General features: G+C 39.7%; 19 protein-coding genes. 10 read left to right on the top strand and 9 right to left on the bottom strand.

What is annotated here, in order from left to right; all coding sequences use genetic code 11:
• Window positions 1-11 precede the first annotated feature (11 nt).
• The 4 genes from DRW42_RS04210 (at window position 12) to DRW42_RS04195 (ending at window position 6800) form a co-directional block, all read left to right on the top strand.
• Window positions 12-950, top strand: coding sequence for a DUF6607 family protein (locus tag DRW42_RS04210; RefSeq protein ID WP_113947586.1), 939 nt, complete (start codon window positions 12-14; stop codon window positions 948-950).
• Window positions 951-1360: 410 nt separating this feature from the next.
• Complete coding sequence (locus DRW42_RS04205) at window positions 1361-2500, top strand: M28 family metallopeptidase (protein WP_113947585.1); 1140 nt, start codon at window positions 1361-1363, stop codon at window positions 2498-2500.
• A 178-nt stretch (window positions 2501-2678) separates the two neighbouring features.
• Window positions 2679-3755, top strand: coding sequence for a DUF5694 domain-containing protein (locus DRW42_RS04200; RefSeq protein WP_113947584.1), 1077 nt, complete (start codon window positions 2679-2681; stop codon window positions 3753-3755).
• Window positions 3756-4025: 270 nt separating this feature from the next.
• Window positions 4026-6800 (top strand): outer membrane beta-barrel protein, encoded by a 2775-nt coding sequence (locus tag DRW42_RS04195; RefSeq protein WP_113947583.1) that lies wholly within the window; start codon window positions 4026-4028, stop codon window positions 6798-6800.
• A 91-nt stretch (window positions 6801-6891) separates the two neighbouring features.
• On the opposite strand, the gene DRW42_RS04190 is transcribed toward DRW42_RS04195, so the two are convergent.
• The 4 genes from DRW42_RS04190 to DRW42_RS04175 all read right to left on the bottom strand — a co-directional run bounded on the left by DRW42_RS04190 (window position 6892) and on the right by DRW42_RS04175 (window position 10573).
• Window positions 6892-7896, bottom strand: coding sequence for an LLM class flavin-dependent oxidoreductase (locus tag DRW42_RS04190; RefSeq protein WP_113947582.1), 1005 nt, complete (start codon window positions 7894-7896; stop codon window positions 6892-6894).
• A gap of 71 nt (window positions 7897-7967) precedes the next feature.
• Complete coding sequence (locus DRW42_RS04185; RefSeq protein ID WP_113947581.1) at window positions 7968-8654, bottom strand: class I SAM-dependent methyltransferase; 687 nt, start codon at window positions 8652-8654, stop codon at window positions 7968-7970.
• Between the two features lie 226 nt (window positions 8655-8880).
• Window positions 8881-10281: an MBL fold metallo-hydrolase RNA specificity domain-containing protein gene (locus DRW42_RS04180; RefSeq protein WP_113947580.1), complete on the bottom strand. Its 1401-nt coding sequence runs from the start codon at window positions 10279-10281 to the stop codon at window positions 8881-8883.
• A gap of 64 nt (window positions 10282-10345) precedes the next feature.
• Window positions 10346-10573 carry a YtxH domain-containing protein gene (locus DRW42_RS04175; RefSeq protein WP_113947579.1) on the bottom strand — a complete coding sequence of 76 codons (228 nt, stop codon included), beginning with the start codon at window positions 10571-10573 and terminating at the stop codon, window positions 10346-10348.
• A 78-nt stretch (window positions 10574-10651) separates the two neighbouring features.
• Between DRW42_RS04175 and DRW42_RS04170 the strand changes: the two genes are divergently transcribed.
• Complete coding sequence (locus tag DRW42_RS04170; RefSeq protein WP_113947578.1) at window positions 10652-11275, top strand: HAD family hydrolase; 624 nt, start codon at window positions 10652-10654, stop codon at window positions 11273-11275.
• Between the two features lie 183 nt (window positions 11276-11458).
• Here the strand turns inward: DRW42_RS04170 and DRW42_RS04165 are convergent, their stop codons facing one another.
• A complete protein-coding gene (locus DRW42_RS04165) occupies window positions 11459-13171 on the bottom strand; it encodes a DUF6600 domain-containing protein (RefSeq protein WP_208643494.1) in 1713 nt (570 codons plus the stop codon).
• A 279-nt stretch (window positions 13172-13450) separates the two neighbouring features.
• On the opposite strand from DRW42_RS04165, the gene DRW42_RS04160 reads away from it, so the two are divergent.
• Both DRW42_RS04160 and DRW42_RS04155 read left to right on the top strand, forming a co-directional pair.
• Window positions 13451-14152, top strand: a complete 702-nt coding sequence (locus DRW42_RS04160; RefSeq protein ID WP_113947577.1) for an SAM-dependent methyltransferase — start codon at window positions 13451-13453, stop codon at window positions 14150-14152.
• Between the two features lie 210 nt (window positions 14153-14362).
• A complete protein-coding gene (locus DRW42_RS04155; protein WP_090765130.1) occupies window positions 14363-14542 on the top strand; it encodes a hypothetical protein in 180 nt (59 codons plus the stop codon).
• 90 nt (window positions 14543-14632) lie between these two features.
• Here DRW42_RS04155 and DRW42_RS04150 read toward each other — a convergent pair whose 3' ends face one another.
• Entirely contained in the window at window positions 14633-15157 is a 525-nt protein-coding gene (locus DRW42_RS04150; RefSeq protein ID WP_208643493.1) for a DinB family protein, read from the bottom strand.
• Window positions 15158-15480: 323 nt separating this feature from the next.
• Between DRW42_RS04150 and DRW42_RS04145 the strand changes: the two genes are divergently transcribed.
• On the top strand, window positions 15481-16254 hold the full coding sequence (locus DRW42_RS04145; RefSeq protein WP_113947576.1) for a M57 family metalloprotease: 774 nt from the start codon (window positions 15481-15483) through the stop codon (window positions 16252-16254).
• Window positions 16255-16331: 77 nt separating this feature from the next.
• Here DRW42_RS04145 and DRW42_RS04140 read toward each other — a convergent pair whose 3' ends face one another.
• Entirely contained in the window at window positions 16332-17003 is a 672-nt protein-coding gene (locus DRW42_RS04140) for an NAD-dependent epimerase/dehydratase family protein (protein WP_113947575.1), read from the bottom strand.
• Window positions 17004-17093: 90 nt separating this feature from the next.
• Entirely contained in the window at window positions 17094-19229 is a 2136-nt protein-coding gene (locus tag DRW42_RS04135; RefSeq protein ID WP_113947574.1) for a S9 family peptidase, read from the bottom strand.
• Between the two features lie 390 nt (window positions 19230-19619).
• Here DRW42_RS04135 and DRW42_RS04125 point away from each other — a divergent pair, with 390 nt between their 5' ends.
• A complete protein-coding gene (locus DRW42_RS04125; RefSeq protein ID WP_244215181.1) occupies window positions 19620-20249 on the top strand; it encodes a DMT family transporter in 630 nt (209 codons plus the stop codon).
• Entirely contained in the window at window positions 20228-20482 is a 255-nt protein-coding gene (locus tag DRW42_RS29185; RefSeq protein WP_244215180.1) for an EamA family transporter, read from the top strand. The genes DRW42_RS04125 and DRW42_RS29185 overlap by 22 nt, the downstream gene beginning before the upstream one ends.
• Window positions 20483-20534: 52 nt before the next feature.
• Here the strand turns inward: DRW42_RS29185 and ppsA are convergent, their stop codons facing one another.
• Window positions 20535-23174 (bottom strand): phosphoenolpyruvate synthase, encoded by a 2640-nt coding sequence (ppsA, locus tag DRW42_RS04120; RefSeq protein ID WP_113947795.1) that lies wholly within the window; start codon window positions 23172-23174, stop codon window positions 20535-20537.
• Window positions 23175-23397 lie beyond the last annotated feature (223 nt).

Genomic DNA, 23397 nt, shown 5'->3' with positions numbered 1-23397 from the left:
TAATCATAAAAATGAAGTTTTTAAACCTAATTTTAGTGTTAACCGGTTTGATTACCCTTAATGCTACAGCACAAACAAAAACAGATTCTCAGGAAGAAAAACTGGAAAAAGATAGAAAAGCCATTAAATCTTTAGCAGGTTTTTACGAAGTGAATTTCAATTATGGCGAAGTAACTGCTCCGGATCCGAATTATAAATTCAGCAAACCTTACGAAAGCCACGGCAACGAATGGGCCGAAATTATTGTTGATGAGCCTAAAAGGATCGTAATTCAGCACATGCTGGCCATTAACGATACTACGGTAATTAAACACTGGCGCCAGGACTGGACGTATGAGGATACTGATATTATGCTTTATACTGAAGGTAATGCATGGAAAAAAGGTAACTTAACCCCTGCCGATGTAAAAGGGAAATGGACGCAGAAAGTTTATCAGGTAGATGATAGTCCACGTTACCAGGGTTACGGAACATGGAGTCATGTTGGCGGTCATGATGCATGGCAAAGCGAAACAGATTCTCCACTGCCAAGAAGAGAATCGACCGTACGTAAAGATTACAATGTATTAAACCGCGGCAGCAGGATTACCATTACTAAAGATGGCTGGATGTTTGAGCAGGACAATAAAAAAATTGTGCGTTCGGCCAGCGGTGATAAATTATTGGCTGTTGAAAAAGGTTATGAGGAATTTACCAAAATAGACCCTAAAACTTTTGCCAATGCACAAAAATGGTGGGCAAGCCAAAAATCTTACTGGGCAGATGTACGTGGTGTTTGGGCCGATATCATCGGATCGCAAAATACCTTTAAAGTACAAACCATGGCGAATGGCAAATTGCTTTACGAAACCCTATTTAGCTTAGGCGATCAGTCTATCAAAGAAAAATGGACTGCAGCACAGAACAAAGAAAAAATTAAAACCGCTTTGCAGCCTTATCTGGTAAAGTAAAAGAATCTTATTTTATATTAAAAGGTTGATGATTAATGGCCATGCTGTTAATCATCAACCTTTTTTTTTGCTTAAACATGAAAATGTTTGCGCTCGTTTCCAAACGAGTGCGTAAATAGCTATACGATTCTATCGTTTGTAAACGATAAATTATTCAACGCTCGTTAGAAACGAGCGTTAGCAGAATTCAGGGTGACGAAATGAGTTAAAAGGTTGATGAATAATGGCTATGCTGTTAAACATCAACCTTTTTTTTTGCTTAAACATGAAAATGTTTGCGCTCGTTTCCAAACGAGTGCATAAATAGCTATACGATTCTATCGTTTGTAAACGATAAATTATTCAACGCTCGTTAGAAACGAGCGTTAGCGGAGAAATTCAACAGTAACTTTATTTTACTAAATTTCGGCATGAAAAAACTTTGGGCTATTATTTTTTTGTTTTTGGCTATCAACACCTTTGCGCAGGATTCTACCTATACACGTCAGGTAATAAATACCCTTACTTCAAAAGCTTTCTGGGGCAGGGGTTACACCAAAGATGGCATGAAAAAAGCTGCCGGTTATATTGCTGATGCGTACCATAAAATGGGCTTATTACCCATGGGCACAACCTACACACAGGATTTTAGCTTCCCGGTAAATACTTTTCCCTCGAAAATGATGGTTGCTATAAACGGGCAAAAACTCATTCCAGGTAAAGATTTCATCATTAACAACGAAAGTCCCGACATCAAACAAAAAGCGAATTTAACCCCTGTAGATAGCCTTAATTATCAAGCCAAGCCTTCGTTAACTGTTTCATTAAAAGATAAACTTACCTGGTCTGTAGCTACCGAAGTCGGAGAAAAAACAATCATTCAGGTTAATAAAAAATATTTTACAGCCACACCAAAAGAAATCAATGTTGATATCGAGAATAAATTTATTCCCGATTTTCAGGCAGCAAATGTTTGTGCTTTTGTTAAAGGAACCAAATTTCCCGATTCACTTTTAATCATTACTGCGCATTACGATCATCTGGGTGGAATGGGTGCTGATACTTATTTTCCGGGAGCCAATGATAATGCTGCCGGAGTGGCTACTTTATTAAGCCTGGCCAAATATTATGCCGCCAATCCTCAACCTTATTCTATTGGTTTTATCTGTTTTGCCGGGGAAGAAGCCGGCTTGTTAGGCTCCGGATATTTTGTAGAAAATCCACTGGTACCTTTGAGTAAAATTAAATTTCTCCTTAACCTCGATCTGGTTGGAACAGGTGAGGCCGGAATGACGGTAGTTAATGCATCGGTTTATCCAAAAGCTTTTGCACAGCTCAACACTATTAATGATGAACATCACTACATTTCCAAAATCAATTCGAGGGGAAAAGCCGCCAATAGCGATCATTATTTCTTTACTGAAAGAGGCGTTCCTGCTTTTTTTATCTATACGCAGGGCGGTCCGTCAGCTTATCATGATATATTTGATAAACCAGAAACTTTACCTTTAAACAAATACAACAATCTCTTTAAGTTAATTGTGGGCTTTAACCAAAAACTGATGCAATAAGCTCATTTTTAGGACAAAAACCTTAATCTGCTATCCCAACATTCAATTTTAACGGATCAACATCTAACTGCCTCTTTTGCCGTATTCGGATAATATAACCGACCATTGGGATAATTAAATTTAGTGGCCAAATGTGTATGCTCATCTTTGAATCAACAAAAACAAAACTAGATTCATTATGAAAACTATACTAAAACTTAGCCTTGCATTTTTACTGTTAACCACAGCTGTACTTAAATCGAATGCCCAAAACCAGATCGAAATTGTGATCGTTGGTTCCAGTCATGATAATGCTAAATCTACCCAGAATTTTCAGGTCATCATCAATAAGCTGAAAAACTTTAAACCCGATATGGTTTTTGGCGAATATTTACCAGAAAGTGATTATACTAAGCTCGAATCAGGCAATTGGGCAGTTAAAGCTTTTAAAAAAGGTCACGATTACATCGAAAAATATAATCCTGAAACACTCAAAAACATTGTTTCACAAATTAAAAAAGATCAGAAAGCACTTTCTTCTTTTGCTTACTACCATAAAACCCGTATGGATTTAGCTGTAAATTATGCTAAAAACCTTGACAGGGGAAATGCAGAATACCAGATTTTCGTACTCGAAAATTATATGAAAGATAAATTTGGCAAAGAGGAACTGGCTCAATATGCAAAAATGTTCGGTGGCTTAGATTCTTTAAAAAAAGCTGGCTTATACAGACCAGGAAGCGAATACAGCAAAATTTATTTTCCGTTGATTTATCAGTTGGGCCAGGATCAGATTTACAAGATGGACTGTCAAACTTATGATCAACCATGGAGCGTAGCCTGGACCAAAACAGATTCCTTATACAAAATCATGATCAACAAAGCCAAAGCAGACAGCACTTCAGCCGAGGCGGCTACAGTTAAAGCCATTGAAGCGTATTGGAGTTATAGTGAAGAGGAATCTAAGGTTTTTAATGCCGATCAGTATACCGGAATGAATACCGCAAAATATGGCGTATTGGATGAAGCCTGGAATTTTTATGGTGGCAGTCACTTTTATGGTTATGCAGGCTTCCCCACCGAATCGGTTAAAGCCATGATTGCCCAATGGATGTTAAGGAACGAGGGCATGTGCAAAAACATCATTGAGCAGGCAAAAGCAAAAAATGCCAAAAGGATCGTTGTAGGCGTTGGTGCTTCGCACCGCAAGTGGATGGAAGAAATTTTAGCTAAAAATCCTGAGGTAAAAATTATCAGTTATAACGATCTACACTAAATTAATTGCGCCTCAACCCGGCCTCACTATGTCATGTGGTGAGGCTTTTTTGTTTTAACCAAATATTCTAAAAGTTGTCTTTGTAAAAGTAAAGTGACCAACCAGTTTAAACTATTTTTTTAGTTTTACATTACATGCAACATTTAAGAGCTTTATGCGTCAGCTTATTAAACAAACATTAAATCCGTCACATTTTTTATGTGCTTCATCACATTTATTAATCCGGTAAAAAAATAGCCGATAAATTTAGGCTCCTTATTTAAAACATACATGAAGAAAATCTTACTCTCGTTTGTCTTTACTTTAACTATTTTTAACCTGTTTGCGCAAAAAAACGGAAGTATCACCGGAATTTTAGCAGATAGTGCCAACCATAAAACCACTTTAAATTACTCAACCATTTCCGTTTATAAAGTGGGCGATAGTGCATTAACTACTTATAAATTATCGGACGATAAAGGTGTTTTCAAAATCAACAATTTGGCTGTTGGACTAAAATACCGATTGGTGGTGACTGCATGGCAATATGGAACTTTTAGAAAAGAGGTAGAAATAACCGCAGCTAATCCGGTTTTAAACCTGGGTACACTTTACCTTTCTACGAAAGCAAACGATTTAAACGAGGTGGTAATTTCGGCAGAGCGCCCTCCGGTAATTGTGCGCAAAGATACCATAGAATTTAATGCCGAATCGTTTAAAACGCTTCCATCAGCAGTGGTGGAAGATCTGTTAAAAAAATTACCGGGTGTTTCTATTGCAGCAGACGGTTCTATACAGGTTAATGGAAAAGCTGTAAGCAAAATTTTGGTGGATGGAAAAGAGTTCTTTGGTGGCGACCAGCAGATAGCAACTAAAAACCTGCCTGCAAATATTATCGATAAAGTACAGGTGGTGGATGATAAGCAGGCCAAAAGGCGCGATCCGGATTTAACCGCAGCTGAAATTCCACAGATTATCAATTTAAAACTGAAAAAAGCCATTAAAAAAGGTGCTTTTGGTAAATTGTATGCAGGCGGAGGCTTAAAAGAACTCTATCAGGCGGGAGGTTTGATGAACTTTTTCAGGGATACCACCCAAGTGAGTGTACTGGCCTATGGCAACAACATTAATCAGCCTGGTTTTAATCCAAACGATGTGCAGCGGATCGGTGGTTTTAACAGAAGTGGTATAAACTCAATGATGATGAACACCGGCGGTTACTTTGAATTTAACGGTATTAATTTCGGAGGAACTTACAGCGGTGTTCAAACTTCATCGGGCGGTGGCTTTAATTTTAATACCATCAATAAAAAGGGCATCAAATTTAATACACAATACTTTTTTGGCCGGTCAGACAATCTGCTGGAGAAACTGACCAATACTAATCAGACTCTGGGCACCGACAGGTTGATTACAAATGCCAACGAAAACACGACTTCATTAATACTCAAACATAATATCGGTGGAAAATTAGACTGGCAAATCGACTCGTTAACGCAATTAACCATTGAGCCGGCAGTTGTATTAAATTCAAACAATTCGGTAAGCAAAATTTCTTCAAGCAATAATAATGCGAATAACCAATTGATTAACACGCTCGAAAATTTAAATGATAGAAACACATCAAGTAATAAATATCAGTTAAGGGCCGATTTTCATCAGGATTTTAAGAAAACAGGAAGATCGTTTAACGTAGGCACTGATATTTCGGCAACGCCAAATCCGATTGTAAACTACAACAGGAGCAACAGTATTTTTTACCTCACGCCTTCCACTTCAGAAATTGATCAGTTGAGGGATAATACCATCGACAATTTCAGGGCTTACATTTATGCCAATTATATGGAACCGGTTAGCAAAAAACTGAACTTTAAGGTTGATGTAAGCGGAAATATCATTAATAATGAGAATGCATTGAATACTTTTTACCGGAATCCGGCCAACCAGCTGTATGATATTGTGGTACCTGGTTTATCGCAAACCGTTAAACAGTCGGGTTTTAAAACCAATGCCAATATCAGTCTGAGGTATAAAATAACTAAAGATCTTTATATTCAGCCGGGTTTGGTGCACAATTATATCTCGCTTAATAACAGTTTTACCAATGCAGCAGATATCGATCAGCGGTATAATTTTATCTGGCCAACATTTCAGTTAAAATACAAAATCTTATCATTTAATTATTCGGCAGGCTTTGCAGAACCAAATGTAAGTTATCTGCAGCCTGTGGCCGATAATACCAATGCTTTTTATATCCGGAATGGCAATCCTAATCTTTTGCCTGCCAGAACACAGAATTTAAGCTTGAATATGTACAAATACGATCCGAAAAGCCTGATTAACTATAATTTATATGGTTACGGAAATTTCACCAAAAATGGAATCGTTAATGCCATTACCATTAACAATGGTGTTCAAACCGTTAATCCGGTTAATATGAGCGGCATCTATAATTTTCAGGGAGGCGCCAACATCTCAAAAGATTTCAGGAAAGACAAAAACAGTTTAAAAATCGGACTGGGTTTCTGGGGAAATTTTGACCATAGACCGGTTATTATTAACAATATTCAAAGTAATGCCGATGTTTTTTACATTGGGCCGAATGGCAATATAAGGCTTAACCTGAATGATAAAGTAGAGATCAGCCAATCATATTCCATCAATTTAAACCGAAGTAAATACGACGATAGCTTTTATACCAACATTAGCTACAATACCCAGCAAAGTGCTTCGGAACTTATTATCCGTTATCCTAAAAAACTGGTTTTCGAAACCAACTACGCCATAACCATCAATACACAAACCATTGCCGGATATAATAACAATATTAAATTCTGGAATGCAGCGGTTACCTATTTATTTATGAAAAACGACAGGGCGCAGCTGAAATTTTCGGTGAATGATATTTTGCAGAGCAATGTGCGAAGGAATATCCAGATTACAGGAAACAGCATAATCGATACGCAAAGCAATAATCTGGGCAGATATGGCATGCTTACACTCACCTACAACATTCAAAACTTTGGACAAAAAGTAGGCGGAAGACAAACCTTTTTTAATTTTTAATGCCGCGGTCTGTATTCTCACAGACCGCAATTAGAGTTTAATAAATGATTTGTAAGGACACAAACCATGGGGACACAAACCATGGACTTTTTTATTTAAAAATATCAGCAAGCAACTCATACGATCGTATCCGGTCTTCAAAATGTTCGGTAATGGTAACTGCCATTAATTCATCTACATCATAATCAGCAGCCAGTTGGGTAAGCTGTTCTTTAATTACTGTTGGCGTACCATAAATCATCCGTTGTTTATTGGCTTTAATTTGTTCCAGTTCTGCCCCGGTATAACTTACATTTTTAATGTCATCCCAGCCAACAGCAGGCAACCCTTTACCTTTTGCCAGCTGTAAAAACCTGTAACTCATTAAAGCTTCCTGCTGTTTTACCTTTTCTTCATCTTCTGAACAGAAAATATGAAGGGCTACATTTTCTACAGGCGCAGCCAGATCCAACGAAGGTTTAAAGTGCTCCCTGTAGTATTGAACAGCCTGCGCACCGCCAACAGGATTAATAAAATGTGCGAAAGAAAATCCCATCCCAAAATGAGCCGAAAATAAGGCGCTTTGTCCGCTGCTGCTTAACAACCACTGTTGCGGAACAGTCTCCGAAATCGGGATCGCTTTTATTTTTGCCTGGATACCGCCATCAGAAGTATCGTGTAAATAGTGATGCAGTTCGCGCAGCTGTTCTACAAAATCCTGTTCGCTCCAGGTATTTGATGGGTTTAACATAGATGCCGTAATGCGATCGGTGCCTGGCGCACGGCCCATTCCCAGATCGATACGGTTAGGATGCATTACCTCCAGTAACCGAAAACTTTCAGCCACTTTTAAAGCACTATGGTTGGGCAGCATAATGCCTCCAGAGCCAATCCTTAACGTTTTAGTATGGTTGGCCAGATGGGCAATTAAAACCTCAGGGGTAGAGCCAGCTAAACTGGTGGTGTTATGGTGTTCGGAAACCCAGAAACGATGATAACCTAATTTTTCAGCTTCCTGCGCCAGTATAGTGGTTTCTTCAATCGCCCTTCGGGCAGTAACGCCTTTACGTACCGGCGACTGATCTAAAACGCTGAGTTTAATTTTAATATTGCTCATAATTCGTATATAACAAATGTATGCGCCTGTTGATTTAAATCAGTGGAATGAAAAGCTTTATGACTTTTAAATTATTGCGATAACGTCAATTTTACCAAATATTGATCTTCTCCGTCATCAAAAATCAGTTCAGTATCCCAACCGGTTTCTTTAGCGGTGCGTTTGATGGTTTCTTCATCTATATAAATCCAGTTAAACCAGTTCCCCTTTTCGCCTTTGTATTCGTACTGATAGGATACTTCGCCGTAATATTGGTTTTCAGGTTTTGGCATATCCTCATATAAATAAGCAATATCCGAAGAATCGAAAATCACTTGTCCGTTAGGATTGATGAGGTCTTTTAATCTGATCAGGAAATCTTTAAATCCGGGCAAAGTTCCGGTAAGACCAATACCGTTCATGAGCATGATAATGGTATCAAATTTCTCCTGATAGGTAAAAATATCCTGTACAAATGCTTTTTTCACCCCACGGTCTTTCATAATATTTACCGCAGCTTCCGAAATATCAATAGCGGTAACATCAATATTAAAAGCCTGTAAAAGCAAAGCATGACTGCCTACACCGGCGCCAATATCCAACACCTTACCACTGCACATGTGCAAAGCCTGTAATTCTAAAACTGGCATATCTTCATCATCACGGAAGAAAAATTCCAGCGGCATTTCTTCAGGTTCGCCGTACGAATTGTGCAGCCAAAGTGTATCTGCCTCGCCAGTTCTGTAAATATCTGTTAGCGCTTTACCAAAAACATCCATAAGGGCAAAGATAGGGAAAATGGATGATGGACGAGGTAGGAGGTAAAATGGATAATGGAAGATGTATAATGGATGGCGCACCATTGAAAGGGTAGCTAGGTAATAAGTTAGTCGGGATTTGTAATCCCGTCTTATGAACTAAGGATTTTCAATCCTTACAAAACAGATTAAAAATCTGGAGTACAGGGGTCCGGATTACAAATCCGGACCAACGCCAATAACAATTTTATTCTATCTCAAATACCTGATGATATTCAGGAATAGCCACATGTTTAAAGCCTGTATCTTTTAGCCTTGTGGCAAAATGCTGTTGTACATCATATTCACCGTGAACCAAAAACAGCTGTTTCACTTTAGCGGGATCCTGGCAGGATAAAAAGTGTAATAAATCTTCGTAATCGCCATGCGCACTCATCGATTTAATCGATCGCACTTCAGCCTTCACTTCGTAATCATCACGAAAAATTTCGACTACTTTTTGTCCGGCAAGTAACCTGCCACCAAGCGAATTTGGTTCGCAATAGCCTACCATTAAAATGGTGTTTTTCTGGTTGCTGATATTATTTCTGATGTGGTGTTTTACGCGACCAGCCTCTGCCATCCCCGATGCAGAAATAATTACGCATGGCCTTGGGTCGGCATTTAATGCTTTCGATTCTTCTACACTTTCGATAAAACGCAGTCCTTTAAAGTTAAATACATCGTGATCAACTTTCAAAGTTTCTTTTACCCCGTTATTATACACTTCGGGATGGTTTTTAAGAATTTCGGTCGCTTTTGATGATAAAGGGCTATCTACATAATATGGAACATCCGGTAATTTACCTTTCAATTCTAAATCGTTTAAAGCATAAAGCAGCTCCTGTGTACGGCCAACAGCAAAAGCAGGGATAATTACTTTACCTTTTTTTACTTTACAGGTATTGTTAATGATTTCCATCAGCATATTTTCGATCGGATCGAGGTCTTTATGCAGCGAATCGCCATAAGTAGATTCCATTAAAATATAATCAGCCTGATCGAATTGCTGCGGACTTTTTAAAAGCAGATCTCCATAGCGGCCAACATCGCCCGAAAAGGTAATACGCGTTGGTTTCCCATCTTCGGTAATGCTGAGGTGAACTGCGGCACTGCCTAAAATATGACCTGCATCGGTAAATTTAAGCTGTATTCCTGGTTCAATTTCAAAATCTTCTTCATACTCTACGATCTTCATCTGACTAACCGTTTTGATAACGTCTTCTTCCGTGTAAAGTGGTTCTTCCATTTCCTCACCATGATGGAGGTGACGGTTAGCATATTCGGTATCCTGCATCTGGATTTTTGCCGAATCCATCATTAATATGCGTGCAAGATCCATAGTTGCCGAGGTACAGAAAATCTTTCCTTCAAAACCTTCTGCAACAAGCTTGGGCAATAAACCGCAATGATCGATATGAGCGTGGGATAAAACGAGGTAGGTAACTTTTTTGGCATCGAAACCGAAATAATCGTTTAATTTATCGGTAACACGTCCCATTCCCTGGAACAAACCGCAATCTAATAGTATCTGGGTATCGTTTTTTAAGGTAATAAGGTGCTTACTCCCCGTAACCGTACGGGCGGCACCATGAAAAGCAATGTTCATCTGGAATAGTGGTTAGAAAATATTTAGAATAAAAATGCCGGATATTTCCGGCACTTCCAATTCTTTAAGCATTTATTTCTGCTGCTTTATCTTTAACCTTATCTACAACGCTGGTGGCTTTGTCTGCCAGGCCTGCTAATTTATCCTTTGAGGCATCTAAAAGATCAGCAAAAAAGTCTGAAACTTTACTTTTAAGATCGCTGGTAGAATCTGATGATAATGCCAATGCGATGGTTGCTCCTAATGCGGCTCCGGCTAATACGCCTACTATAATTTTTGTCTCTTTTTTCATGATCTTAGTGATTTACTTATTAAACATATTTTATCCATAGGTGTTTTACTTTTTTCATCTTACAAAAACCAATCCACAATGAAGCATGTCTTTTTTATAGATCTTGATAATACCATTTATTTTACCAAACCAAACGAAGAACAGCTTATGGGTGAACTTTACCGCTTTTTAGAAAGTATTGATTTAGGAATCAGCGATAAAGATTTTAAGTTGGCTAAACAGGAAATGTTGAGAACACCCTTTTTAAAAGTGGCAAAAAAATATGGTTTTAAAGAAGAAGCAATGCCAGAAATAATTTCCTATCTGCATAACAGGGAAGTTACCAAACCCTTGAAGCCGAGCGATGATTACCATTATATTAAAAGCCTCAAAGGGCGGAAATTTATTGTAACAGCGGGTTTCGAAAAGCAACAGCTTTCGAAAGTGAAAATGCTGGGTATAACCGATGATTTTGAGGACGTACGTGTAGTTGATGTTTCGGTTAGCAATAAGAAAGAAGTTTTTGAAGAGTTGATCGATCAGCATAATCTTAATGTTGACGATATTTTAATTATTGGCGACGATGCAGAATCTGAAATTAAGTTTGGATTGGAACTGGGAATCAGTACTTTTTTACTCGATCCCGGAAATTTACATCTAAACGCAGAGAGCACTTTTAGAGGGAATGATTTGAGTGGTTTGCATGTAGCAGCAAGGCAGTAAATATAGCGATCGTCATCTCGACTGAAGCGCAGCGGAACGGAGAGATCTACATTTATAGTGCTCCCGAGATAGATTTAGCTCCGCTGAGCCTACGGGTTCTCGACTCCGCTTCACTCCGCTCGAAATGACGGCAATTAAATTATTAAATAAAAAAAGTCCCGATTTTCATCGGGACCTTTCCATCTATCCTCTACCGCCTCTTGATGGTCTTCCGCTTTCACCACCACCTCTTTGTTGTGGCGGAGCTTCTGATCTTCTCTGTTCTTGTCTTTGTTGCTGCTGCTGTTGTTGCTGTTGCGCCCTTTGTTGTTGCGCCTGGGCATCACGTTGTGCTCTTTCCTGTTGTTGTTGCTGTGCCTGTTGTGCACGTTGCTGTTGCATCTGCTCATTACGTTGTTGTTGAGCCTGCGCATCACGTTGTGCCCTTTCCTGCTGCTGTTGCTGTGCCTGTTGTGCACGTTGTTGCTGCATTTGCTCATTACGTTGTTGTTGCACCTGAGCATCACGTTGTGCTCTTTCCTGTTGCTGCTGCTGTGCCTGTTGTGCACGTTGTTGCTGCATCTGCTCATTACGCTGTTGTTGAGCCTGACCATCACGTTGAGCCCTTTCCTGCTGTTGCTGCTGTGCCTGTTGTGCACGTTGTTGCTGCATCTGCTCGTTACGTTGGTTCCTTTGCTGTTCCATTTGAGCACGTTGCTGATCGTCCTGGCCACGTTGTGGTTGCATATCGCGTTGTGTACGTTGCTGATCCTGGCTCATGCGGTCCTGGGTACGTTGCTGCCTCATCTGCTGTAAACGTTGCTGATCCTGACCGCGGTTTGCATTTTCCTGTCTGTTGCCATTATCAATACCATTGGTACCTCCGCGGCTAACACGTCCGTTTGCATCCCTGTTATAAGCTTCGCCCCTGTTATTTGGCTGGTTGTTATCTCTGCCTACAGTACCGTTATTTCTGTCGGGTTGCGTTGCATTACGGTTATCCCTTGATCCAAAACGATTATCGTTATTGCCTGGGTTGCCGCCTCTTTGATCCCGGTTGGTATAACCTTCATTACGTCCACCCCTGCTGAAACCCGCATTGCCCCTTTCAAAATTTCTTGGTGCTGCATTACGGTTATCAACCGCGTTACGCTCAGGCCTTGGTCTGTAAATCGATACTTCTCTGCCACCAACCCTGCTTGCGCCTGGCCTGCTGCTTTGTGCATACCTGTAAACAGTTACATCCCTGTTGGTTGCGCGTCTGATATCTTCAATTCTTGGTCCACCATAATACGTTCTTCTGTTATACACATAAGTATTATTGATAATGGTGGTATTGCGGATGTATATGTTGTTGCGTCCGTAATCATATCTTGGGAAAACGTTGATATAAATATTACGTTGCGGAATAAAATTCCAGCAGAACTCAGGCACTACGTAACGGCGGCCAAAGCTTAAATTAATGCTGATGCTTGGTGCCATTGGCGCCCATCCGTAATAACCATCACCGCTTCTCCAGTCAACCCATGCTGGTCCCCAGGTGGTATCAGGTAACCAGATCCACTGCCTGTAACTGTTAATTACCCAACGGCCATAGTGGAAAGGTGCCCAACCCCAGTCGTAGTTCGAAACCCAGGTATTTCCATACTCTGTCATCGCCCAACGTCCGTTTGAATAGTACGGGCGAAATTCGCTCTGATCTACATCCGGACGCCAAACATAACCATATTGCGGATCCTGAATCCAGGTACCATAAGGTGAAAGCTCGTCGTAAAATGTCTGTAAGGAAATATTGCCGGTGCTGTAACCATCATCCTGGTAATCATTTTGATAGTCTTGTGCCCTGACAAGGGTTGTGGTTCCGGCAAGGAGCCCAACGAGCCCCAGCACAAGTGCCGTAGTTTTCAGTGTTTTCATTTGTGTGTTTTATTTTAATAACCTAATCTGTGTGTATCAATTAGAGAACCAAAAATTCAGAAGGTTTAATATGCATGCATAGTTTTTATGTTTTCCCGCAAATATTGTCCTGCAGGGCATATTTAACTAATATTTAACGTTTTATATCCGTTTTAATTGTGCAGAAAATAAGTCAGTCAGGAATAAAATTTGCTACACCTTTGCATCTAAAATAGATTATATTGTAAGTACCCTAAATTTTAAAACTTAAATTCTATTTATTGTGAGTATTTTTGTGGCATGCAAAAAGGCACCTTATACCTTATTCCCGTACCATTGGCCGAAGAGGTAGCACACAAAACGTTTACCCCTTATCTGGTTGATACCATTAACCAGATCGACACCTACATTGTAGAAAATAGTAAAACTGCACGCCGCTTTTTAAAAGAAGCTGGTTTAAAAACCCCGCAGAAAGATCTGATTGTACACGATTACGGCAAACATAACCGGACTGATTTAGGCCAGTTTTTTGTTGAGCTTAATGCCGGAAAAGATGTTGGGCTAATGAGTGAGGCAGGCTGCCCGGGTATTGCCGATCCGGGTGCAGATATTGTAGCTGAAGCACATAAACGGGGTATTAAAGTAGTACCACTGGTAGGACCAAGTTCGATATTGCTGGCTTTAATGGCTTCGGGTTTTAACGGACAGAGTTTTGCTTTCTGGGGATATCTGCCTATCGATAAGGAACAGCGCACAAAGAGGATTAAAGACCTGGATTTATCGGCCAGCCGTTATAAACAAACGCAGATTTTTATCGAAACCCCTTTTCGCAACAACCAGCTTTTTGAAGAGGTATTAAAAAGCTGCAAGCCAAATACACAGATTTGCGTGGCAAGCAATCTTACTGCAGAAGATGAGTTTATTAAAACACAAAGCGTTTATAACTGGCGCAAAGAAGAAATAGATCTGCATAAAAAGCCTACGATATTTTTGATGTATTAAAAGGGGTTAATTGGTTAACTGTTTAAATTGGTTAACTGGTTTTTGCAACTTCCACGCTTCGGTCATCTCGACTGGAACGAAACGGAACGGAGAGATCTATCTTAGATAGATTTTCTTTGACTACCACAACTTTCAAAAAATCAAAACTTATCCAAAGCCCATTGGTTGTAATTATAGCGCTCTGCAATTTATTCACTAAATTTTACAGTTATGAAAAATACAGGCACACCAAAAAACAACCCTACGGTTCAGGGCAGTTCAATCGCAGATCGGGCAAATCATGATGTTAAAACGGATAAAAAAATCCAGGGCATTACCAATGGTGGTGGCCAACGCTCTGATCAGACATCCAACAAAGACAATCAAAGAAAGTACGACAATAAAAAGTAATCAGAAACTTAGTTCATATAAAAAGCCTGTTAAACACTCATTGACGATGCATGTTTAACAGGCTTTATTTTTTTTTACAGGAAATAGATTCTATTTCGCCATCACATTATAGAAATTATAATCCGTCATAGGCGCTCCGGTTATCCCCAGGTTATGGCAAATGGTAATGATCTGGCCTCTATGATACGTACTGTGGTTAAAAACGTGCAGCACGTATTCAAAATTCTGGAAATCGGAAGTAAACCAGGGACTCTGGATTTCTGTAGTTTCATTAAACCTTTCTTCACTGATTGCGGTAACATAAAGCGCCAGATTTTCTGACTGTTTCAACAGGGAATCAAAAATATCGTTCAGATTTCCATATTCGCGATGCTCAAATTCGGTTTTGGCCAGGATTGAGTACCAATATTCCTGTGTCTGTAAAATGTGGGCGAGCGTTAATTTAATACTTTTAAAACTCGATAATACTTCTTGCTCCAATAATTGCTCAGGATGTTTTTTTAACCAGTTTATCAAAGTTAAATTTGCCCAGAAATTATAGTTTGCATAATTTTTCATTAAATAAACAAGAGAAGTTTCTTCCATTGTTTCTGCGAATAATTGTTCCTGTACCATGTCTTTTTGTTTTAGTTACACAAAGAAAATACAGGCAACTGACAACCCTATGGCAGTCTAAAAACCAGGATAAAAATAAATTTTTTAAAACTTTTTTATTTCCGTTATCCATATAAATCAGCTTCTACAACTCCGGTTTAATTAAAATATTATCTTTAATACGGATTGTTCGTGTAAATTTTTAAATACAAATGCAGTTTTAAACTTTTACAACGCATACTAATTAAGTTTTCGTGTAAAATTCCATCCGCCACAAAATTTAATGTAACAGGTTCTGTTACATTTGTTTCATCAGCACTTAAGGATTAACTAACCTAAACCTCATGAAAAAAAACCTAAAAAGAATCGCAATCGTTGCGATGGTTGCACTGGTAATTGCAGCCTGTAAAAAAAACCAGGAATCAGCAGAAACAGCGCCCCAGGAAACTGTAAAAAATGCGGACAAAGTTTTGCAATACATTAAAGATCTGGGCTTCCCTGCCTCAAGTATTGTGGATAACGGAAATGAATTTGTTGTAGAGGAAGATATTCTATTTCCTAAAGACATGCAGATACCAGCTGGCGGCGCTGGAACAAAAATCGAACAATATTATACGGGAAGTATTGTAAGCGCCACAAAAAAACTGAATATCAGGATTTTTGTAGATCCATCTATGACATCCATGAGCAGCGAGATCAACAGTGCAATTGCTCAATGGAATGGCGTACCAAATTCTACATTGCGTTTTAGTATTGTAACCACAGCTCCGTACGATATTTTAATTAAAAACGAAGCTTTAGCAGCGCCTCCGGGATTCGTGACCTGCGGCCAGGCCCAATTTCCTTCGGGAGGAAGTGCAGGTGCACTTGTCCGCATCAATAAAACCGCTATCGCAAGTAATTCATTTGCCCAGCGCGCACGAACCATTTGTCACGAATTTGGTCACTGTATTTCGTTCAGGCATACCAACTGGGCAGCACAGGGCGAATCTACTGCAACAAATGTTCCTGGTGTTACCGGAACCGACGCCTTATCGTTGATGAATGGTGGCCAATGCAATTCGGGCGCAACGGTATTGTCGCAAAAAGATAAAGACGCAACAGCAGCCTTATATTAACCCAAAATAATCAATTAACCAAAACCAAATCCTTAACCAGTTGAAGATGAGCTCGGGTGCCTTAACGGTATCTGAGCTTATTCTTTAGCCAATGCAATGATGTCTTTTCCTTCTACTATTCGCTTTTCATCATGATGGCTTAATGTATTGATCATCGCCTGGCCTAATTCTGCCATGGTACAAAAACCATTGGGATAAATGGCCCTTCCTAAAGGAAATAACCAATTGATGTACCTGTAGAATTTATGTGCATATTTTTGTCCCGGTAAAGGTTTAATAAAACCCGGACGGAAGTTAAAAACCTGTTCGAAAGGTAATTTCATCAAATCATTTTCCGTTTTGCCTTTTACCTGAGCCCATTTTAACCGGCCGTTCTCATTCGTTCCCCCGCCCGAAACATAACAAAAAGTCATATCATTATTGAGTTTACTTAATTTTTCTGCTACATGCATAGTTAAGGTATAGGTCATCTTATAATACGTGTCAGGATCAACGCCTACCGAAGTAATCCCCAAACAGAAAAAACAGCTATTATAGCCCGCCAGCTGATTCTCTATACTGGAAAAATCAAAAAAATCAGCGTGGATAATCTCTTTTAATTTTGGATGCGTATAACCATTCGATTTGCGGTTAATCACCAGAACGCTGTCAATTTCGGGGTTGTTGAGGCACTGCATCAATACACCTTCGCCAACCATACCGGTAGTGCCGGTAATGATTACGTTATTCTGATCTCTGGATTTTCCCATGATTATTGTTTACGAATTAAACCACCCAAAAGGAGCTTTGTTTAGTACAATATACAAAAAGAGCAACCGGTTAAAGTTGCTCTTAAAAAATTATCTTGCTGAAGGGCCTTTCATCTGGTAATCTTTAGGCGGCTCTGCACCTAAGAGATGTTGTACAAAGTAATCCCAGCGGCGGCGCATCATGTATGGCGAATAGGTGCCATAACCATGTGCACTGTTCGGGAAAATAACGAGGTCGAAAGATTTATTCGCTTTTTCCAATGCCTCTACTACCAATAAAGTATTGTACGGCGGTACGTTATCGTCCATCATACCATGTACAAGCATCAGTTTTCCTTTAAGGTTTTTAGCATAATTCTGGTTGGCCTGTGCTTCATAATCCGAATTTTCTACCAAACCGTTATAACGTTCGCCCCAATCATCCTCGTAGTTTCTGTTATCGTGGTTACCCGATTCAGAAATACCCACTTTAAAAAAATCAGGGTAACGGAACATGGCCGCAGCAGTGGCAAAACCACCACCTGAGTGGCCCCAGATACCCACTTTTGTAGTATCGATAGGATATTTTGCAGCAAGCTGCCTGATGGCTGCAATCTGATCAGGTAAAGTATTTTCGGCCATGTTGCCATAGCTCATATCATGAAAACTTTTAGACCGGTCGGGGTTACTTGTACCCTCAATCACCACCACAATGAAGCCTAATTCGGCCAGCGATTGATTATCGCCTCGCGAAGCTGCAAATGCCCAGCTGCCAACGCTACCACCCTGCGGACCTGGGTAAATATAATCGATAACGGGATATTTCTGACTGGCATCCATTTTTGTGGGTGTAAAAACCAAACCATAAATATCGGTTTTGCCATCTTTGGCTTTAAGCGAAACCGGGGTTGGGGCTTTCCAGCCAGTAGCGGTTAAGCGCGAAACATCCGCTTTTTCTAAAGTATTGATCAGTTTTCCGTCGATGCTCCTTAATACAGTAACTGCTGGTACATCAGGTTGCGAATAACTATCTACAAAATACTTGAATGATGGAGAAAATACCACCTGGTGATTTCCCGCTTCAGGGGTTAAAAGGGTTAAATTTTTTCCGTCGAAACCGATTTTATACAGGTAACTGAAATAGGGATTGCCTTTTTCGCGTCCGTTAGCGTAGAAATATAATGTACGTGCTTTTTCGTCAACTTTAACTAAACGCGAAACCACGAAATCACCTTTGGTGATCTGGTTTTTTACTTTTCCATTTGTAGCGTCGTATAAATAAAGATGTCCCCAGTTATCCCTTTCCGAATACCAGATAATTTCTTTGGACGCCGGAAGATAACGCCAGTTAATGGCTCCCTGGCCAGATTCAAACTGTGTTTTTACTGTTTCTTCGAAAACTTCCCTTACCGCTCCGGTTGTGGCATTGGCAATACGGAATTTCTCGTTTTTATGATCACGTGAGGTAGATAAAAAAGCGACTTCTGATCCATCTGCTTTCCAATCGATATCGTCGAAAGTACCGCTGCTCGAAATATCATCGCTCAAAGTTGCACGGTGCTGATCGGCCGGAATATTTAGCGAAATTACTTTCGGGTTTTCTACATCAATAATTACCCTTCTAATGGTTGCAATCTGTTTATCGCCTGGCAAGGGATATTTCCATGCCTTTAGTACCGGTGCGCCTACATTTGTGGTAACCAGGTACATGTCTTTCGAATTGCGTTGATCCTGCTGAAAGGTTGCAATCTTTTTCGAATCCGGCGACCAGCGTAAAATAGGGGCATCGCTATGTTTCCAGCCGGCATTGTCGGTAGCATAACCGTAATCCTTAATACCATCGGTAGTGAGCTGTGTTAATTTTCCAGAAGCTATATCCTTAACGAATAAATTATAGTCTTTAATTAAAATGGCTTTTTTTCCGTCGGGTGATAAAACTTCATTTCGGCCACCCATGCGGCGCGACGGAGTTTCGCCTCCTTTATATTCGGTAGTTGGGGTTTTGGTTTTCTTTGCCGGATCGACCAGAAAAGTTTGTTCGTTACCATTGGTTTTGGTACTGTACCAAAATTTATCGCCTTCGAGCCAGTTTGGTTGTACGTTGGCATTGTCGATATACTTTGCGGTGTTATAGCTCATAAAACTTTCCGCCCTCTCGTAATCGCTTACGGTTAAAGCCTTTTGCTGAGCATTTGCCGCAATGGCCAAAGTACAAGCCGTTACGGTAAGCCAATATTTATTTATCATGTTAGTTAATCTTGCGATAAAAATAATACTGTTTTGGGAAATGATTGGTATTAATCGTGATACAAAATTGGAGCGGGGAGCGTGGGGCGCTGAGTGGAGGGCGATTCTACTTACTTCAGACTTTCGGACATCTGACCTCCGACTAATTAACACAAGCAAAAAGCAAACTTTAAACGCTTATCGCCAAACACCCCCACTTTTTCAGTTAAATTTACTACTTTAGCATAAACAACAGATATGAACAGAAAGAGCTGTCTTCCTCCTCCAACACCTTAATAAATAGCATTGCTATATAGTGGCATGGTGCTGGTTTATTACCGGTATTTAAACTTTGCCCAAACAATTTATTTATTAATTTCTGCCCTCTTGGGCCGACAGCTAGTTTTTTTTATGAAAAAATCATATCTGGTATTACACTTTGCGGTAATACTTGCAGGTTTTACCGGCATCTTCGGTAAACTTATTTCCCTTAACGAAGGTCTTTTGGTTTGGTATAGGGTATTCTTCTCGACTATTATTTTATTGCTGGTTTTAAAACTGTTTAAGGTTGCAACCAATATTAAGCTCAAAGAAAAGTTTGATATCGCTAAAATCGGGATGTTTATTACTGTACACTGGGTGTTTTTTTACGCCAGTATCAAGTATTCGAATATTTCGGTTGGTGTGGTGTGTTATTGTTTAACCAGTTTTTTCACTGCAGTTTTTTCACCAATAATCAACAGGCAAAAGTTTAACCTATCCGAACTTTTATTGAGTTTGCTCACCCTTTTCGGCATAGCCCTGATTTTCCATTTCGATTCTTCTTTTCAACTGGGAATTGGTTTAGGCGTGATAGCATCAGCATTTGCAGCGCTTTATACCATTTATAACGAAAGACTGGTTAAAGTGTACGATAGCAGGCTGATTAACTATTACCAGATGCTTGGTGGTACAATTGGTTTAGGCATTTTACTTCCGGTTTATCTGCATTTCTTTCCGGTTGAAAGCATCATTCCAAATTGGAAAGATACAGCTTACTGATTTTACTGGCTTCTTTTTGCACCGTTGGCCTGTACGTTCTGTTTGCCGAATCTTTGAAAAGGATTTCTGCATTTACAGTAAACCTGAGTTTCAACCTCGAACCTGTATATTCCATTATACTGGCTTTTTTATTTTTTAACGAGGGCAAAGAGCTGAATTTATCTTTTTATATCGGCTTAGCTTTTGTAATGACATCTGTTATTTTACAAACGTTTATTTCGATCAGAAAATAGTTAGAATCTAATACCCAAAAATGCTGATTGCGCTTTTGGGTATATTTTAAAATTAGAGTAGTTCGATATAACCCTCCGAACCATTTACCCTGATCCGCTGTCCATCCTTAATCAGTTTGGTAGCATTTTCTACTCCCACAACTGCAGGCAGGCCATATTCGCGGGCAATAACAGCACCATGCGTCATTAAGCCGCCAACTTCGGTAACCAGACCTTTTATGGCTACAAATAATGGCGTCCAGCTTGGGTCGGTAAAAGTAGTTACCAATATATCCCCATCTTCTAAATCGGCATCTTCTATATTATGGAGTACACGGGCCCTACCCTCTATTATTCCGGAAGAAACGGCTAAACCTGCAATCGCTCCCGCAGGAAGGTTTTCATGTTTGTATTTCCCGGTTATAATTTCACCATCCGATGTAATTACACGTGGCGGATTCAGTTTTTCGAAGAGCCTGTATTCTTCTTTTCGCTCAGTAATCAACTGTAAATCAATTTTATTCGTCAGCACAACTTCCCTTAATTCTTCAAAAGTAAGGTAATAAACAGTATCTTTTTCCTGAATAATACCAGCTTGCACCAGTTTTTCCGTTTCTTTCAATAAAGCCTTTTTATAAACGAAGAAACGCCTAACAATTCCATATTTAGGATATTCGCGATAACCCGCAAAATTACGGAGCAAGCTGATCATTTCTTTTGTTTCACGGATTTTTTGCGCTGCATCCGGCAGTTGGGCAAGCTTATCTACCAGCTGTTTTTCTTTTTTTAAAGCTTCTTCCAGCCCTTTTTCGAATTTTCGTTTTGCGGCACCGGATTCAAAATTTTTGATATTGCTCAGGATAACCGGAATCAATATGGCCGGTTTTTCACTCCAGCGTGTATTGGTAATATCGATTTCACCGGCACAGCGCATACCGTATTTGTCCAGATAGGTTTCAATGGCATTTTTAACTATCGCACCACCATCAAACTGAAGCAGTTTATCCAAAAAATGATCGTCTTTTACCTCTTTTAAATAACTGGTAATTTCGGAATAAGGGCGGAGTATATCTGCAACATCGAGTAGCTCCAGTCCCATTTCTGAAGTAATATTGTTTGATACGGACTGGGAAAGGACGTCAGCTACGTTTTTTTCACCAAGCCATTTATCCATTTTTTCATTGATCCACGAGGCAGCATTCATTGCAGCGATGATCACGCCCATGTGCTTAGCATCAAATATCATCTTTTTTGATTTTTCGATATCCTCCACAATAAAATCAAATAAATCAGTTCCCGATTTCGTTTGGATCTTCTGCTTTAATAATGCTAATGATGCTTCACTATTTTTGATCAGCTCAGAAACAAGGGCCGGATCATTTCCCACCTGTGCTAAAATATCTACTGAAGATAAGCCCTTAGTGCTTTTAACAAGAGCAGGACCTTTTCTATCATCAGGTAATAATTTTATAAAACCACGTGCTGCAATATTGATCAATGCATCTTTGATCAGCGGATCGTGTTGCCCCATGGCTTCCAACAGGTTTTCTGTACCTGTAGGCGTGGTCAGGCTATCTGTTACATCTACAAACAACCGTCCGGCTGCTTTAAACATGGGCCTTGCTGCTCGTAATTGCCATAAAGATAAGCCTAAGGGTTTCATCGGGTCGGTCATCATCTGCTGGTGACCAACAGATATATAAACGTGATTTTCCTGGTCATCAGCTTCAGGCCGGCCCGGATAATCAGGTCGGAAGGGAATTGGATACAATGTAGTAATCGGCCTGCTTTGTACAATATAAAATAAACCATTAGCCAGGCACCATTCAATATCCTGTGGCCGGCCGAAATGTGTTTCAATTTTTCGTCCTATATTTTCGAGGCGTAAAATCTGTTCATCTGTTAACGCTTGCTGATTTTGTTGTCCGGCTTTAATCTCTTTCGAAACCGTACCGCCACTTTTAATAGCATAAACAGCCAGTTTCTTGGCAGATATTTTCTTGTCGATAATATGGTGATGTTGAACCCGATAATTATCAGCATTTACCAGACCTGAAACCATGGCCTCTCCGAGTCCGAAACCGGCATCTATAGACAATACCTTTCGATTACCGGTAATTGGATCGGCTGTAAACAGAATTCCTGCTGCTTCGGGAAAAATCATTTTCTGCACCACTACCGAAAGCTGAACTTTGTGATGATCGATATAATTCTGAATGCGATAAATAATAGCACGATCGGTAAACAGAGATGCCCAGCATTTACTGATATGGGATAAAACAGATTGTACACCAATAATATTCAAATAAGTATCCTGCTGACCTGCAAATGATGCTGCAGGGAGATCTTCTGCTGTGGCACTTGATCTTACTGCAAATGCTTCATTTTCGTCAAAACTCCTGATGTAATCTTCAATTTCGATAGCTATATCTGTCGGAACCGTTATATTTTGAATAACATCCCTTATTTTTCTGCCAACTTCAGCAATCTCAACCCGATTTTCGGCTTTAACATCTACCAGTTGACTGAACAAGGTTTTAATTTCCTGATTGTTTTCTATTATCTTTTGGTAAGCTTCGGTGGTAATGCAAAAACCATCAGGTACGGTTATACCTTCAATTTTGGATAGTTCTCCTAAATTGGCTCCCTTCCCTCCAACTGTTAAAATATCTGACCTGTCGATTTCCTGAAAACCAATTAAATAATTGCCCATATTATTGCTGTTTTTATCTTGAAGAAATCTGTTTCTATTAATCACTTTTTTTAAAGGAACAAATCCAAAAGTATAAGCTAAAAACCACGAAATCAATGTTTTTAGGGTATATTTTTCAAAACGCAATATTGATATGAGGATCGGCGTTATCCTTACAACGAATGGGTTATTTTTATAAGCAAATGCTAAGCTAATCCATTCACAACCGAAGGTATCAAATGCT

The organism is Pedobacter miscanthi, assembly GCF_003315595.1.
GTDB classification, from domain to species: Bacteria; Bacteroidota; Bacteroidia; order Sphingobacteriales; family Sphingobacteriaceae; genus Pedobacter; species Pedobacter miscanthi.
The sequence above is the reverse complement of the archived record's forward strand: the minus strand, read 5'-3'. Positions and strand labels throughout refer to the sequence as shown.

Bases quoted from the DNA above. Each gene is read 5' to 3' on its own strand.
- DRW42_RS04170 (WP_113947578.1), top strand. From the start codon at position 10,652: ATGAAGCATGTCTTTTTTATAGATCTTGATAATACCATTTATTTTACC.
- DRW42_RS04175 (WP_113947579.1), bottom strand. From the start codon at position 10,573: ATGAAAAAAGAGACAAAAATTATAGTAGGCGTATTAGCCGGAGCCGCA.
- DRW42_RS04195 (WP_113947583.1), top strand. From the start codon at position 4,026: ATGAAGAAAATCTTACTCTCGTTTGTCTTTACTTTAACTATTTTTAAC.
- DRW42_RS04205 (WP_113947585.1), top strand. From the start codon at position 1,361: ATGAAAAAACTTTGGGCTATTATTTTTTTGTTTTTGGCTATCAACACC.
- DRW42_RS04190 (WP_113947582.1), bottom strand. From the start codon at position 7,896: ATGAGCAATATTAAAATTAAACTCAGCGTTTTAGATCAGTCGCCGGTA.
- DRW42_RS04180 (WP_113947580.1), bottom strand. From the start codon at position 10,281: ATGAACATTGCTTTTCATGGTGCCGCCCGTACGGTTACGGGGAGTAAG.
- DRW42_RS04150 (WP_208643493.1), bottom strand. From the start codon at position 15,157: ATGGTACAGGAACAATTATTCGCAGAAACAATGGAAGAAACTTCTCTT.
- DRW42_RS04200 (WP_113947584.1), top strand. From the start codon at position 2,679: ATGAAAACTATACTAAAACTTAGCCTTGCATTTTTACTGTTAACCACA.
- DRW42_RS04145 (WP_113947576.1), top strand. From the start codon at position 15,481: ATGAAAAAAAACCTAAAAAGAATCGCAATCGTTGCGATGGTTGCACTG.
- DRW42_RS04125 (WP_244215181.1), top strand. From the start codon at position 19,620: ATGAAAAAATCATATCTGGTATTACACTTTGCGGTAATACTTGCAGGT.
- DRW42_RS04135 (WP_113947574.1), bottom strand. From the start codon at position 19,229: ATGATAAATAAATATTGGCTTACCGTAACGGCTTGTACTTTGGCCATT.
- DRW42_RS04155 (WP_090765130.1), top strand. From the start codon at position 14,363: ATGAAAAATACAGGCACACCAAAAAACAACCCTACGGTTCAGGGCAGT.
- ppsA (WP_113947795.1), bottom strand. From the start codon at position 23,174: ATGGGCAATTATTTAATTGGTTTTCAGGAAATCGACAGGTCAGATATT.
- DRW42_RS04140 (WP_113947575.1), bottom strand. From the start codon at position 17,003: ATGGGAAAATCCAGAGATCAGAATAACGTAATCATTACCGGCACTACC.
- DRW42_RS04185 (WP_113947581.1), bottom strand. From the start codon at position 8,654: ATGGATGTTTTTGGTAAAGCGCTAACAGATATTTACAGAACTGGCGAG.
- DRW42_RS04160 (WP_113947577.1), top strand. From the start codon at position 13,451: ATGCAAAAAGGCACCTTATACCTTATTCCCGTACCATTGGCCGAAGAG.
- DRW42_RS04210 (WP_113947586.1), top strand. From the start codon at position 12: ATGAAGTTTTTAAACCTAATTTTAGTGTTAACCGGTTTGATTACCCTT.
- DRW42_RS04165 (WP_208643494.1), bottom strand. From the start codon at position 13,171: ATGAAAACACTGAAAACTACGGCACTTGTGCTGGGGCTCGTTGGGCTC.